The 15307-nt window shown below is 43.5% G+C and carries 11 protein-coding genes and 1 pseudogene; 8 read left to right on the forward strand and 4 right to left on the reverse strand.

What is annotated here, in order from left to right:
• Nucleotides 1-119 precede the first annotated feature (119 nt).
• Nucleotides 120-2399, forward strand: a complete 2280-nt coding sequence (locus RUMCAL_RS05465) for an AAA family ATPase (RefSeq protein WP_021681625.1) — start codon at nt 120-122, stop codon at nt 2397-2399.
• 532 nt (nt 2400-2931) lie between these two features.
• On the opposite strand, the gene RUMCAL_RS05470 is transcribed toward RUMCAL_RS05465, so the two are convergent.
• Together RUMCAL_RS05470 and RUMCAL_RS05475 are read right to left on the reverse strand one after the other, a co-directional pair.
• On the reverse strand, nt 2932-3321 hold the full coding sequence (locus tag RUMCAL_RS05470) for a VOC family protein (RefSeq protein ID WP_021681626.1): 390 nt from the start codon (nt 3319-3321) through the stop codon (nt 2932-2934).
• Between the two features lie 2 nt (nt 3322-3323).
• Entirely contained in the window at nt 3324-4301 is a 978-nt protein-coding gene (locus tag RUMCAL_RS05475) for a carbohydrate kinase family protein (RefSeq protein ID WP_021681627.1), read from the reverse strand.
• A gap of 81 nt (nt 4302-4382) precedes the next feature.
• On the opposite strand from RUMCAL_RS05475, the pseudogene RUMCAL_RS05480 reads away from it, so the two are divergent.
• The 3 genes and pseudogenes from RUMCAL_RS05480 to RUMCAL_RS14470 form a co-directional block, all read left to right on the forward strand.
• Nucleotides 4383-4730 (forward strand): annotated as a pseudogene (locus RUMCAL_RS05480) (UDP binding domain-containing protein); the annotation flags it as partial.
• 12 nt (nt 4731-4742) lie between these two features.
• Complete coding sequence (gene glmS, locus RUMCAL_RS05485; protein ID WP_021681629.1) at nt 4743-6575, forward strand: glutamine--fructose-6-phosphate transaminase (isomerizing); 1833 nt, start codon at nt 4743-4745, stop codon at nt 6573-6575.
• Nucleotides 6568-6966 (forward strand): VanZ family protein, encoded by a 399-nt coding sequence (locus tag RUMCAL_RS14470; RefSeq protein WP_021681630.1) that lies wholly within the window; start codon nt 6568-6570, stop codon nt 6964-6966. The genes glmS and RUMCAL_RS14470 overlap by 8 nt, the downstream gene beginning before the upstream one ends.
• A 26-nt stretch (nt 6967-6992) precedes the next feature.
• Here RUMCAL_RS14470 and RUMCAL_RS05495 read toward each other — a convergent pair whose 3' ends face one another.
• Nucleotides 6993-8687 carry an AAA family ATPase gene (locus RUMCAL_RS05495; RefSeq protein ID WP_040647178.1) on the reverse strand — a complete coding sequence of 565 codons (1695 nt, stop codon included), beginning with the start codon at nt 8685-8687 and terminating at the stop codon, nt 6993-6995.
• A gap of 563 nt (nt 8688-9250) precedes the next feature.
• On the opposite strand from RUMCAL_RS05495, the gene RUMCAL_RS05500 reads away from it, so the two are divergent.
• From RUMCAL_RS05500 to RUMCAL_RS05515, 4 genes are all read left to right on the forward strand, one after another.
• Entirely contained in the window at nt 9251-10531 is a 1281-nt protein-coding gene (locus RUMCAL_RS05500) for an MFS transporter (RefSeq protein ID WP_040647159.1), read from the forward strand.
• A 409-nt stretch (nt 10532-10940) separates the two neighbouring features.
• Nucleotides 10941-12401: an ATP-binding protein gene (locus RUMCAL_RS05505; protein WP_021681633.1), complete on the forward strand. Its 1461-nt coding sequence runs from the start codon at nt 10941-10943 to the stop codon at nt 12399-12401.
• A gap of 43 nt (nt 12402-12444) precedes the next feature.
• Nucleotides 12445-12936, forward strand: a complete 492-nt coding sequence (locus RUMCAL_RS05510; protein WP_021681634.1) for a hypothetical protein — start codon at nt 12445-12447, stop codon at nt 12934-12936.
• Between the two features lie 107 nt (nt 12937-13043).
• Nucleotides 13044-13544: an NUDIX hydrolase gene (locus RUMCAL_RS05515; protein ID WP_021681635.1), complete on the forward strand. Its 501-nt coding sequence runs from the start codon at nt 13044-13046 to the stop codon at nt 13542-13544.
• Between the two features lie 85 nt (nt 13545-13629).
• Here the strand turns inward: RUMCAL_RS05515 and RUMCAL_RS05520 are convergent, their stop codons facing one another.
• The gene (locus RUMCAL_RS05520; RefSeq protein WP_021681636.1) at nt 13630-15258 is read right to left on the reverse strand and encodes a cellulase family glycosylhydrolase; all 1629 of its coding nucleotides are present in this window, start codon (nt 15256-15258) and stop codon (nt 13630-13632) included.
• Between the last annotated feature and the right edge of the window lie 49 nt (nt 15259-15307).

A 15307-nucleotide genomic window follows, 5' to 3' on the forward strand; every position in this document is an offset into this window, starting at 1 on the left:
TCTTTGTCTAACTTTTTGGGGTCAGTTCATATTTCCATGAAACCTTCTGCAAAAACTATTCGTCAAAATGCAAGGAACTGGAAACGCTGTCAGAGGAGACGGCTGTATATTTGCAGCGTGTGCTTTTGGAACTTGGAATAGAAGCAGAACCGGAAAAAGCAGCTTTTCCAGTTGTCACAGTGCAGTATACGGAGTGTGCTAATCATGATCTCATCGGGATTGCCGACCAGCTTCTCGAAAAGATCGATCAGATGGCAGATAAGATCTATCAGTTTATACGGGCAAACAACATTTACGGACGTGCCTATGATGCGGAAGTCAAAACATTCCATGTTCCGGAAAAAAAGCAAGAGATCAACTGGAAGGATATGATGGCAGAGCGTATCTCTGCCTGTGACAAAGTTCTGGAGAAGAAATATATCATTGATATTTTTGAGGATGGCAGTACAGAACTGACCGCCATGGTGAAAGTACTGTGGGATGCGGTATTTGTACTCTTAGCTGCTCCGGTGAAAAAAAGAAAATATTTCTACACCTTTGACAGCGATAAAGTTTATGAAGAAATGTCTGCGAAAGCGTGTAATAAACGGTTATCCTCGATCTTTGCAGGGCAGTTTCATGCTGCCGCTGAAATCATCGATGCAGAAGATTTTCTGAAAGACAAGTCGGAAGATGAACTCTTCGAACTCTATCAGAAAATGCTTGATCTTGACATGTATCACTATATGACCGGAACAAAAGGCTATCTTGTAGTCGGCAGCTGTGAAAAAAAGCTGGAATCACTTATTGGACTGGATACCATAAAATCAAGCATCCGAAAAATCAAGGCATATGCGATAGCAAATCAGGGAAATGCGAAACCCAATCTGCATATGTGCTTTCTGGGAAATCCGGGAACGGGCAAAACGGAAGTTGCCCGGATCATTGCAGGGATACTTCATGAAAATGGCCTTCTCCGCACAGACAGGGTGGTCGAAACAGACCGCAGCGGTCTTGTTGCAGGCTATGTCGGACAGACGGCAATGAAAACCGCAGCCGTCATTGAAGAGGCAATGGGCGGTGTGCTGTTTATTGATGAGGCGTATTCTCTTGTGCAGGGAGACACAGGCGGTGACTATGGCCATGAGGCAGTGTCAACGCTGATAAAGGCAATGGAAGACTATCGGGGTGAATTCTGCGTAATTCTTGCAGGATATAAAAACCAGATGCATGAAATGCTTGCGTCTAACCCGGGATTTCAGTCTAGGATCCAATTTACGTTGGATTTTCCAAATTACAATCGGGACGAATTGGGGCAGATCGCTGCACTGATGCTGAAATCCGGAGGATATACTGCAAGTAATGCGGCAAAGGACAGAATGCTGGATATCACAGATTATATCCGAAAAGAACCAAACTTTGCAAATGCCCGTGAGATGCGGAATATCATTGAGCAGGTCATTATGTGTCAGAATGTACGCTGTGCAGGGACTGCGGATAAAACCCTGGAACTTGTGGACGTGAACAATTATATCAAGGAAAATCATGTCAATCTTCCCACAAGCGGCGAGGGCACAGAAAGGAAGATCCTGACGGCAGAGGATGAGTTGGAACAGCTGGTGGGACTGCGCTCTGTGAAACGCATGGTAAAGAAAATCAAAGCATATGTCAAGCGCAATAAAGACGATTCGGATATGAATCTGCATATGTGTTTTTGCGGCAATCCCGGCACGGGAAAGACGGAGGTTGCCCGGATCTTATCTCGGATTCTGTATGAAGCCGGTGTGCTGCCGGAGGCCAAACTCACGGAAACCGATTCCTCCGGTCTCATCAGTAAATATGTTGGCGAGACAGCATCAAAAACGCTGAATAAGATCAATGATGCCATGGGCGGTGTCTTGTTCATTGACGAAGCATATAGTCTTACCCAAAGTACAGACAATGGAACAGCCGGTTATGGTGATGAGGCGGTTGCAGTTCTTTTGAAACAAATGGAGGATCGGCGCGGACAGTTCTGCGTGATTCTTGCCGGTTATAAAGATGAAATGGGTGCATTTATCAGTACGAATCCGGGATTTTCCTCAAGAATACAGTTTTCGCTTGAGTTTCCTGATTATACGCAGGAAGAGCTTTCCGAGATCGCACAGCGTTTTCTGCAACGAAAAAAATATACCATAGATGACGATGCACTTGCACTTGTGCTTGATATTGTGGAATATGACAGGCTAAGACCAAACTTTGCGAACGCCCGTACAGTTCGGAATATTCTCGAACAGGTGATCATGAACCAGAATCTTCGGACGGATGAGGAAGGCATCACAGATTCTGCGATCATACGATCGGATGTGCAGGATTATCTGGAGGATGAAAACATTGACTTAAACAGTACGGCAGATCAAACTCGAAGAATTGGATTTTGAATGTGGTGAAAATGGGATGGAGGATTTCTTATTATCTCATTGTGTCTCCTGGATACAGCGGAGAAAGCAAGTATAAAGCCATTCTTGAGCAGGCAAAAAGGTCATACAGTAGAAGTGATATTCTATGATGAACTTGTTAAATACAACTGTGATTGCTAATAAACATTTGATCTACTGCGTAAGCGTTTATGCCGCGAAAATTACTTGACAATGAGTATGACTGTGGTAGGCTAATTGCCGAGCAGAAGCGCTATTGCGTCATTTTCTCCTTCTGCCCAAAGCCACAGTCATAGAGGCTCATTGTTAGCAAACCGCGGAATAAATGCGTCTAATTCGTAGTTAAAGTGGCTCAAAATTTAAATATCATTTCATGTGATTTTGGCTCACTTTTTTATTAGCGAACATAGCTGGAGCATCCAGGATCACTTTACCTATCACAAAACAGCCCTTGGAACGGCAAGCTTATTGCTGTTCCAAGGTCTGTTTGTTATCCTCTAAAAACGACTTTCTATGAAATTCTCAAAGGATCTGACTAAATTCGATTACTTCGCAGTTCGGCCCTGTAATCTTGAAGAACCTTGAAGAACTTTACGCCATGCTCCCAGAAGGGCAGAAAATGAATGATATCTTTCTGGTTGTTCAGTCCAAGTGCACAGATCTCTTCATAGGCGGCTTCGATGTCCTTGACATCGATTGCCAGATGATCCCATGCTCCTGCCTGCATCGATGCCTGATGATTCTCATAGATCTCCAGCATCAGGTTTCCCAACTGCAAAAATGCAACTGCTTCGCCGGCTTCTTCGTTATAGGTGCGAAGCGCCACGCTGAATCCAAGCTTTTCATAAAAAGCAATGGTTTCCTGCAAATCGTTGGTCGGGAATCCTATGTGCTGGAATCCGGTCGCATTGTCCTGCAAATTCATGCTTATAACCTCTCTTCTTTTAATTGCTCCATGACCTGTGCCATATTCGGCATTGCCGGAATCGCCCCGTGTTTCTGGACGCAAACGCTCGCCACAGCATTTCCGAAATCTGCAAACTCTGCTGCTTCTTCTGTTGTGACAGCTTCCGGTGCTTTTCCGCAGCGGCTGAACTGAAACAGAAATCCGCCCCAGAATGCATCGCCTGCACCAGTCGCATCTGCCGCCTTGTTCCGGAAACCCTTTACCAGCTGTCCGCCCTGTCTGGTTTGGACGTAGGCACCTGTTTTTCCAAGTGTTACGACCACGATTTTTACGCCGCCCTGCATCAGGACTTCCGCAGCTTTCTGATAGTTGCTCTCACCAGTGAGCAGCATGGTTTCTTCCTCTGAGATCTTCATCAGATCTGCATGCGGCACCATGTTCCGCATTTGCTTTTTGGCAAGTTCCTCCGATTTCCAGAGGGAAGCACGATAATTCGGATCGTAAGAGATCACACAGCCTGCTTCTTTCGCTTTCTGCACCGCAAACAGGGTGGTGCTGCGAGCTGGCTCATCGGTCAGCGAAATCGAGCCGATGTGCAGAATCCCGCTGCTGCGGATCAGTTCCAGCGGAACGTCACCCTTTTCCAACATCTTGTCTGCACCGTGATTCCGTGCAAAGGAGAACTCCCGCTCTCCGTCCGGCTTGACGTCCACAAATGCCAGTGTTGTGAAATAATCATTGCTCAGCGTAAAACCAGTGCTGTCAATTCCACACTGTTCCAGCGTTTCCCTGAGAAATCTGCCGTGCATATCATTTCCGGCTTTGCCGATAAAGGCGGTTCTTGCCCCCAGCTTTGCCATAGCAGCCATGACGTTTGCCGGAGCACCGCCGGCATTTTGTGCAAAGACACGCTGTCCCTGTTCATTTCTGCCCTGCATGGTGAAGTCAATCAGCATTTCTCCCAGTGCACACGCCAGAAATGTGGTTTTCTGAATCATTGGTCCTTCCGGACACAAAATTCCCAAATGTTCCAGCTCTTCCAAAAATGGTGTGCAGACGTTCGGGTCGTCGGAGTATACCTGCAAAATGCCGGATATTACGATTACAGCAAGAACAACGACTGGAATGCTGATTCTGAAAAACAGATAGTGATCGGTGTTTATCGTCTGACGATGAAGTCCAACAGCGATAACTTCCGCCAGTCCTCAATTCAAGGGGTTATGAAGCGTATAAAAGCTAAAGGTGCAACAGTTATCATCTATGAACCAACGTTAGAAGACGGCGAAACATTCTTCGGAAGCGTCGTTGTCAACGACCTTGCAAAATTCAAGGAAATGTCTGATGCGATTATCGCAAACAGATATGATCCATGTCTTGATGATGTAGCAGAAAAGGTCTACACCAGAGATATTTTCAGAAGAGATTAAAAGGAGTAAAACATGTGCGGAATTGTTGGGTTTACAGGAAAAAATGAAGCAGCACCGATTCTTCTGGACGGTCTGTCAAAACTGGAATACAGAGGTTATGATTCAGCCGGTATTGCTGTCAGAAACGGCGATGCAGAGCCTGAAATCGTCAAAGCAAAGGGAAAGCTGAAAGTCCTAAAGGAAATGACCAATGACGGCAAGGCAGTCAAAGGAAGTTGTGGTATTGGTCATACTCGCTGGGCAACGCATGGTGAACCGTCTGCCACGAATGCTCACCCGCATTGCAGCGATGACGAAAATGTTATTGCGGTACATAACGGCATTATCGAGAACTATCAGGAACTTCGTGAAAAGCTGGTCAAAAAGGGCTATACCTTCAAGTCACAGACTGATACAGAAGTGGCAGTTAAGCTGATCGACTATTACTACAAGAAGTACCTCGGAACACCTGTAGATGCTCTGAATCACGCTCTTGTAAGAATCCGTGGCTCTTACGCACTTGCAGTCATGTTCAAGGACTATCCCGGTGAGATCTACGCTGCCAGAAAAGACAGTCCTATGATTATCGGTGTGACAGGCGGCGAAAGCTATCTTGCATCTGACGTTCCTGCTATACTGAAATATACCAGAAATGTCTACTATATCGGCAATCTTGAGCTTGCAAAGCTGACCAAGGGAGAAGTAACCTTCTATAACCTTGACGGTGAAGAGATTCAGAAGGAAATGAAAACCATCGACTGGGACGCAGAGGCGGCAGAAAAAAGCGGATATGAGCATTTCATGTTAAAGGAGATACATGAACAGCCGAAAGTAGTCAGGGATACCATCAACTCTGTCCTGAAGGACGGAAATATCAATTTTGAGAGCCTGACAGATGAAGAAATGCAGAACATTCAGCAGGTATATATCATTGCCTGTGGTTCTGCATATCATGTAGGAATGGCGGCACAGTATGTTCTGGAAAAGCTGACCTCTCTGTCTGTCCGTGTGGAGCTGGCATCGGAATTCCGATACAGAGAAATGCAGCTTGCAAAAAACAGTCTTGCCATTATCATCAGCCAGTCAGGAGAAACCGCAGACAGTCTCGCAGCACTTCGTCTTTGCAAAGAAAAGGGCGTAAAAACTCTTGGTATTGTCAACGTAGTTGGTTCTTCTATTGCAAGAGAAGCGGATAACGTGTTCTATACTCTTGCAGGTCCTGAAATTTCCGTTGCCACAACCAAGGCATACAGCTGTCAGCTTGTTGCAGCCTACCTGCTTGCCATGCAGTTTGCCAAGGCAAGAGGAGAGATCACAGAAGAGAGATTCGCAGAGCTTATCGCTGAGATCAATACGATCCCTGAAAAGATCGAAAAGATTCTGGAGGATAAAGAGCGTTTGCAATGGTTTGCTTCCAAGGTAGTGAATATCAAGGACGCATTCTTTATTGGACGTGGCATCGACTACGCAATCGGTATGGAAGGCAGTCTGAAACTGAAAGAGATCAGCTATGTTCACTCGGAGGCATATGCAGCAGGCGAACTGAAACACGGACCGATCAGCCTGATCGAGGACGGTACAGTGGTATTCAGCGTAGTAACACAATCTGCACTCTATGAAAAAACTATCAGTAATATGGTAGAAGTCAAGAGCCGTGGTGCAAAGCTGTTCGGACTCACGACATACGGCAATTATAACATGGAAGATGTCGCAGACTTTACGGTGTATATCCCGAAAATCGACAACCTTTTTGCAGGCAGTCTTGCTGTAATTCCGCTGCAATTGCTGTCTTACTATGTGTCCGTAGGCAAGGGATTTGACGTGGATAAGCCGAGAAACCTTGCCAAGAGTGTGACCGTTGAGTAAGCGGAAAAAGCTGCTAATTGCAGTCTTTTTGATATACATATTTATTGTTCTATGGCTGACACTGATCGACAGACAGTGGGGCGAACGCAGAGCAATGCTTATGCCCTTTTGGGAAATGCGGGAACTCATAACAACAGATAGAAAACTTTACTGGTCACAGCAGATCGGGTGCAATATCCTTATGCTGATGCCTATGGGATTCTTGTTACCTTGCCTGCACCAAAAGTTTCGGAAACTGGGAAGCATATTTCTTATAGCATTAATCTTTTCAGCAGCAATAGAGATAACACAGTATTTCACAGGCAGAGGTCTTTGTGAGTTTGATGATGTGTTCAATAATACGCTTGGTGCTTGTATAGGATTTATTATGTGGAAAAAATTAAGCCACTGAGGAGCAATTTCCTCAATGGCTTTTTGTTAATACTCAAACCGATCAATACCGCCGGATTTTACTCTGCATCTTTTCTGACAGAAACATATGCCAAGTTTTGCGATATTTTCGTATTGTTCATCTCTTAAAGATGCTTCATAATCCTTATCTTCGATCTGCTGTAATGCCTCATCACAGGCATTAAGCATTTGGTTGAATTTATCAACGATTTTGAATTCCAGTATGGCAGCATAGTGCCATTTGGAACGTTGCTTCACTACCAGATCAAAACGCCCGTTTCCCGACTCTCTGTTTGAAACGACTACATATCCATTGAATCCTGAAACAAGTCCTGCGACAAAACCATGATAAAAATTTTCTCTTTCATCAAAACAGCTGATCGTATCTGTCATCCATGTACAGAGAAGATCTTCTAATTTTTCTGCATCTGCATTCAGGATGGCTTCAAGAATATCCTTTCTGCTGTCAGCATTTAATTTTTTTGTAAACCATGCACGAATTGTATTTTTGTAAATGCTTTTGATTTCAGTGTTCGGAATCACCATTTCATAATAAGTTTCATCACCGATTGTTTCGTAAGAAATTACTTTTAGGTAACCTGTGAAAAGGAGAAAGCTCCAGATATATTCGCTGTTAATGTCTATTGTTCCATATGTGACATCTTCAAAAATCTGTGCTTTGACAGGTGTTCCGTTTATCAGGTCTTCTATTGTGTTTTTCGTTCTGTCGTTAGATTCTTCAATCAGGCGTTTTACAATTTCGTTTGAACTTGTATTGGACCAGTATGGTTTGCACGGAATGGAATTTTTATCGGTTGCTTCCGACAGATAATTCAATACACTCCATGGATTATATATCTCAACATCATTAAATTTATAACCATCATACCAATGCCTTATGTCTGAAGATTTATTTTCCAATCCATAACATTCAAGCAAACTGTCAATTTCTTTTTGTGTAAATCCGAAACTGTCATCAAATTTTGTACTCATAATAGAAAAAATCTGAAGGTTGTTCAGTCCTGTAAAAATACTTTCCTTTGAAACTCTTAGACATCCTGTTAGAAATGCACGGTCAAGGGAAGGATTGGTTTTAAGTGCTGATTCAAATACGGAACGAATCAGATTTACCATATCATTATAAAATCCCTGATGGAATGCATTTTCAAGCGGAACGTCATATTCATCTATTAAAATGATGACTTTTTTGCCATATGCAGATGCAAGCAGCGTTGAGAGAAAACCGATTGAAGTGTTATAATCACTTTTATCTGCTTTCAATTCAATAAATCTTGTCAGTTTATCCAAATCTGTTTCTTCAATAACTGCACTATTAAATAATATGCTTTTATGTCTTAGTATCTCTGCACGTATGAGGTCTTTGAAAACAGCAAAAGCTTCTTCAAATGTCGCTTGCTTCATGCTCTTCAGAGAAATACTGATGACCGGGTACTGCCCCTGATATTTCATACATTCAGGATATTCTGAAATTTTCAGGCCATCAAAAAGATAAGCATTGCTTTCATCTGTTTTTTCGAAGAAGCACTGAATCATGCTCATATTCAAAGTCTTGCCGAATCTTCTTGGTCTGGTAAAAAGTCCGACTATTGTCTGACTTTCGATCAGTTCATTTATCATCAAGGTTTTGTCAACAAAGTAATATTTGTCATCGATCAATCGTTTGAAATCCTCTATGCCAATTGGCAATGGTTTTCTTTCCATAGTCATCACCTCAGTTTCTTTCAAATATTTATTGTAACCATTATACCATAAAACTAGTTAAAAATCAACTTGATTTCGCAGAGTTTCAATGATATCTCGATTTTCTCAATATCATCCACGTTGATTTCCTTACTCTCCTGAAACGCCAGATAACATACATCTTCCTCGAAATACTTGAATATACCTTTTTCATATAGAATAGGGATTTTCGATAGACCACACTGGTAAAGAATTTCTGCGATGTAGAATTGCTGGATTTACTCTTTAGTTTCACAAAATAGGGTGCAAAGCAATTAAGCAGCATGAATAGGTGCAGTATCCTGCAAAAAACACAACCTTAGTTTCATTGACAAGGGTACCAAAGCACAGTATAATAAAATCAGATCCTTTGCAATACGTATATTTTCACACCTATGAAAGGAAAATAGAATGATACTTTGTATTGTAACTGCTCCATGCAGAGTCTGAGGAGACTGCATGGAGGAATTGCCTTTGGCTGATATCCTCAGACTTTGCTTCTTTTTGTTATGCACAATCATTTATAGAAAAAGGAGCAAAGATAAATGAAAAACAAATCACATCCACTGAAAAATTTTCTGATTCTCTGGAGTACGCAAAGCGTCTCCCAGCTGGGTAGCAGTATCACAGCATTTGCACTTACCTTATGGTTATACGAGACTACGGGTTCTTCTTTAAGCACAGCTGCACTTACCATATGCTCTTATACACCCTATGTATTGATGAGCATCTTTGCAGGAGTGCTGACAGACCGATTGGACAAAAAGAAGATCATGCTTGTCTGTGACCTGCTTGCTGTACTTTGCACCATAGCTGTGTTTGCCTTGTTTCGCACAAATCATCTGATGGTATGGCACTTATATGCCCTGAACATCATTTCCGGGCTAATGAACACGGTACAGCAGCCAGCTTCAGAAGTTGCTATGACACTGATTATTCCCGAACAGTATTATCAAAAAACAAGTGCACTTCGTTCTCTATCCCGGTCACTGATCTCCATATTAAATCCCTTGATTGCTACCGCCCTGTACGCTTTTGCGGGGCTGAATGGTGTCGTGGCAGCAGATGTCGGAAGTTTTATAATTGCATTTACGGCACTGTTATTTTTTGTTTCAATTCCAAAGAGCAGGAGCGAGAGAATCGAAAATGTCTTTCGTCTTGCAAAAGAAGGTCTGGGATTCTTGAAACGCAATCCTATGATTTTGACACTGCTGTGGTTTTTGTCGGGCATCAATTTGGTATCTTCTGCTTTTGACGCCGTACTGCCGGGATTTGTTCTCCCAAATCCAAAGGGCAGCCAAACCGTTCTTGGCATCGTCACTTCCTGCTCTGGTGCGGCTATGATTGTTGGCAGTCTAATTGTTTCTGCCCTGCCTAAACCGAAGGATCGGGTAAAAATTGTCTATCTGACAATGTTGTTTGCTATGGGGACGGAGAACTTTATCCTGGCATTTTCCAGAGAACCGGTATTATGGTGTATCGGTCAGGCAATCGGATGGCTTTTTGTGCCGGTTATGAGTACGAATCTGGAGGTAATTCTCAGAGGTTTGATTCCTGTAGAATTACAAGGACGTGTCTATGCCTGCCGAAATACACTGCAATTTTTTACAATCCCGATTGGACTGTTTTTGGGCGGTTTTATGGTGGATGACGTATGCGAGCCATTTATGGTCAGACATGGTGATCTGCCGATTTTAAGAACACTTTTCGGCATAGGAAAAGGCTCAGGTGCCGCTTTAATGCTGTTTATACTTGGCGTGACTGGGAGTTTGATTTGCATAATTGTCGGTGGGAGACTGAAAAAATATCACTACAGTGAGATGTAAGGGATTGCATTTGTACTAAACACCATCCGAAAACGGTTTGAGAAACTTTAGGAGGCACATGGTCTGTCAGCAGGGACAGTCTTTTCTTTTTTGTTATGAAGTCAAGCACTTTCTGAAATTTGTATTCTTAACATCAAGTTCCATTGGAAGAGGCAGCATATAGAAACATTTACTGAGAAAAATCACTCATATTAAATCCTCATCTGTAGGGTGCGTATCTTTATTATATTATACTAAATGCACCCTACCAACAAATGATACTTTAATTCAATACAGTAAAGCAAACATGGAACAATCATTCAGATGATTTTAGACTTTTCTGCACCACTTGCATTTTTCAAAAATCCGTGGTATAATAATATCAAATCACGATTTACTAAATCACGATTAGAGAAAAGGGGCAAGTACAATGTTTATTGGCAGAAAAGCAGAATTACAATTTTTAGAGAATAAATATCGTCAAAAAGACGGACAGTTGATTGTTCTGTATGGTCGCAGACGTGTTGGAAAAACAGAAACGCTTCGGCAGTTCTGTAAAGGAAAACCGCATATCTTTTTTTCCTGCAGAGAATGCACAGATAAAATGCAGCTGAAAAACTTTTCAGAAAAACTGCTGAGAGAAAATATTCCGGCTCGTTCTTATATAACAGAATTTTCAGACTGGGAGAAAGCATTTCGTGCCATCACGGAATTGCCGTATGGTGATGCAAAAAAGCTGGTGGTAATCGATGAATTTCCTTATATGTGTAAGGGCAATCCAAGCATACCGTCCATTTTGCAGAATTTATGGGATGAAATCCTAAAAGACGAGAACGTTATGCTGATTCTATGCGGAAGTGCAATGAGTTTTATTGAAAAAGAAATTCTTGCAGAAAAGAATCCGCTTTATGGAAGAGCGACCGGAATTTATAAGATGAAAGAAATGGGATTCTACGAAGCCATTCAATTCTTTCCGAATTATTCTGATCGGGATAAAGTACTTGCTTATGCGATTCTTGGTGGTATTCCGCATTATCTGAAACAATTTGACAGCGATCTGACACTTGCAGAGAACATCAAGAAAAATATTCTCACCAAGGGCTGTACACTGTATAGCGAAGTGGAATTTCTTTTGCGACAGGAATTGAGAGAAACACCATTATACAATTCCATCATTGAAGCTGTTGCTCTTGGCAATACCAAACTCAATGAAATCAGCATGAAATCGTTGGTGGATGATACTTCGAAAACAAGTGTATATTTGAAAAATCTGATTGAACTGGAAATTGTCGAACGGGAGTTTTCTGTTTCTGATGGGATAAAAGAGAAAGCAAACACCAATCGTGGACTTTATCATCTGACAGATAATTTCTTTCGGTTTTGGTATGCGTTTGTTTTTACAAATTACTCAGAACTGGAAGGCGGCGATGTAGATGGTGTTTATGAGTATGCCATTGCTCCGCAGCTTCACGAGTTTACAGCATCTGTTTTCGAGGACATCTGTCGGGAATATGTTCGTGAAATGCAAAAAGCCAATGCTCTGCCATTTCGATATTCTCAAATGGGGCGTTGGTGGGGAAAAACAACAGTCAGACGAAAAGATGATAAAAGAGAAGTGCAGGAAACCGAAATTGATATTCTCGCTGTTTCCAAACACGCAACGCAGTATCTGATCGGAGAATGTAAGTTTAAAAATAAGCCATTCCGATATTCTGAATATCTGGATACTATTGCAAAACTGTCACCTCAAAAGGAAAAATCAGAATTCTATTATTATCTTTTTTCTGAATCTGGTTTTGATGATAAGATTTTAGAAGAGGCAGCCAATGCTGAAAATATAACCCTTTGTAACTTATCTGATATCGTTGAGAAAAGAGAAAGTGAAATTTAGAGTTGAAACAATGAAATAGATAACAGGAGGGAATAAAGCATGAGTGATTCAGCAAGACTTTGGCCATCTAATATGCCAACCCAAAGTGCCAACTAAATTTGAAAATCTCCCTATTTTGCGTGATTTTCGCTTAAAATCCCACATCTTCGAGTCCTGTCACCTCGACCAGATGCAAAACGGCTTAGATGCGGAATTCGACGCATTTAAGCCGTTTTTTATGAAGCCGAAAAATATGACGATGCATCTTACGCACAAGCTTTATTCAGTGTTGCCTAAAGAAGCAGAGAATCATATGCTTGATCTGTATGAACTATCGCGTTCCAATGATTTTGCAAAGCAACTTCAGCTTGTGGAATCACTGGAAAATTGGTTAAAAACCTGCTTCCCCAATAAAATGTTTTGCAGTTACTTTCTATATTCCAAAACAATGACAAGCAAGTTCTGTTTTCATATGGAATATCCAAACATGGACTGGATCAGCGATAGAACAAGTAATGACTGCATTAGAAAAAATACCTTTTGGCGTGGAAAGTGAACGAAGTGTTTATTCCATGCAATAACAAAACATCAAATTCGTCTTGACAACCGCCCCTCAACTATGCTACAATAAAAAGGCAAAAAAAGAAAAGGGAGCAAAAATCCATGGAACAGTGGGATATTTACGATGAAAACAAACAAAAGACCGGACGCACAATGAACCGGAATGACTGGCACATGAAGCCGGACGAATTTCACCTGACCGTGCTGGGAGTGTTGCAGCGTCCGGACGGCAAATATCTGATTACACGCCGTAATCTGGACAAGGAATGGGCTGCCGGCTGGTGGGAAGTTCCGGGCGGCGGTGTTCGTGCCGGAGAAGACGGAGCCGATGCCGTAAAACGTGAGATTCTGGAGGAAACTGGTATCGATGTCACCGGTGCCAAGGGCGGCTATGCGTTTTCCTATAAGCGTGTCAATCCGGAAGAACAGAACAATTACTTTGTGGATATTTACAAGTACGTGCTGGATTTTACCGAAGCAGATGTAAAAGTACAGCCGGACGAGGTGACGGAATTCGCACTGGCAACTGCCGAGGAGATTTGTGCCATTGCTGCACAGGGTATTTTTCTGCACTATGACAGCATCAGGGAAGCGTTTGTCTGATATAGCTTTATTATGTACATAAAAACCCCCTGACTTTCTGGTTCAAACCGTGAAAGTCAGGGGGGCTTTTTATAGAATGATATTGTTACGAAGTGTAGCTTTTCAGTGTGACATCTTTCCCCAGCAGATACTGTGTCAGCAGGACAATATCCGCTACGCTGAATACACCGTTACCGTTGGTGTCCTGCGGGCTGGCAGTCAGCACATCCTCTGTGCTCTGCCATTTGGTGATGTTCTGCCGCATCAGTGTCAGATCCACACCGTTGACCAGCTTGTCACTGTTCACATCACCTGCAATTATTTTGCTGTCCGGTGCTGTTGTACTGCTGTTTCCGCTGCCGTAGTAGTCGGAAAGGGAAATGCCGTTGGCACCCAGAGCAATTGTGTGATCCAGACTGATGAACTTGCCGTTGTCGTCCTGCCACAGTGCCGGCTTGACCAGAGCATATTTCTCCTCGTCCCACTTGCCGAAGTTGTCGTAGACCAGTCCGCCGGTGTCGCCGGAGTTTTCGTTGAAGCACCAGAACGTGTGGTGGATCCGGTTTTCGATCATGAAATCGCGGAGATAGGTCATCCACTGCTCGTTTTTGCCGCCGTCCATAAATCCGCCCCATTCGCCCATCAGCAGGGGAGCCACGCCCTCATCCTGGAGGAAGAACCAGTTGTCATACCAGCAGTCTTTCAGCAGCGTTTCCTGTGTGAAGCCGTCATAGAACCACTTCTGTTCCCATACCAGCGGACCGTAGTCGTGAGGGGAATAGACCAGCTGGCTCTGATATTTGCCCAGATCAATGGGATATTTTTTCGCCCCGCGGAAATTGCCGCCCCACCATGTGCCATAATAATATTCTGTCATGGTGGTGTAGTCGATTTTCGGAGCAGTCCAGTCATAGCCCTCTTTGGGGTAGACTTCCGTACCCTCTACCATGACCAGCAGTTCCGGATTCTTTTCCAGTATCCGTGCCGCACAGGTTTCTGCGGCGTACTTCCAGTTGGTAGGATCAGTGGAATCGTCCCACTTTGCCATTTGGTCTTTTACATCAGCTGTGCCGTGGGGTTCGTTTTTCAAGTCAATGGCGAGAATGGTGTCGTCGTCTTTATAGTAGTCTGCAAACCATGCCAGTGCATCGCACCAGTCTTCTGTGCTGAATTTGTCCGTATACCACAGGCTGATCTGATGACCGGCGGAAGCCGTTTCCGCACTGTGAATATCGATCATGATCTTGATGCCCAGTTCCCGACACCACTTCACCGCCATGTTCCAGATGTCGAAGCTGTACTTGATCGTGCCGCCCTCGATGCCCTCCTCGGTCAGTTCCGGATTGCTGTACTGGTTGACCTTGGGGGTAGCGGGATCAGGGTCGCCGTTTTTCCACTGGAGCAAAATTTCCGTAGACATGGGAACACGGAGAAAGTTGAATCCGTGGTCGGCGATCTGCCGGAGCATATCGTGCATGTTCTGGGACCATACCCCGTCGAAAACCTGACTGCCGACATTGTAGCCGAACCAGTTGCAGCCGGTGATCCAGACCGGATTGCCGTCCTTGTCTACGATCTCGGCGTTGTCGTTGACGTGCAGCCAGTCGTCGTGGTAGCTGTCCGGCTGTGTGGCAGCCTGTGCCGCGAGGGACACCGCCGGAGCCGCTGTGCCGGCAAGCATGGTTCCCGCCAGAGCTGCCGGCAGCAGTAATTTCTGAAAAATGTGATGCAGCATAAAATCCTCCCTGTATCATGTGCGTGCGGAATGCTTCCGCATCTGATTT

It is taken from the genome of Ruminococcus callidus ATCC 27760, assembly GCF_000468015.1.
Taxonomy (GTDB): Bacteria; Bacillota; Clostridia; order Oscillospirales; family Ruminococcaceae; genus Ruminococcus_C; species Ruminococcus_C callidus.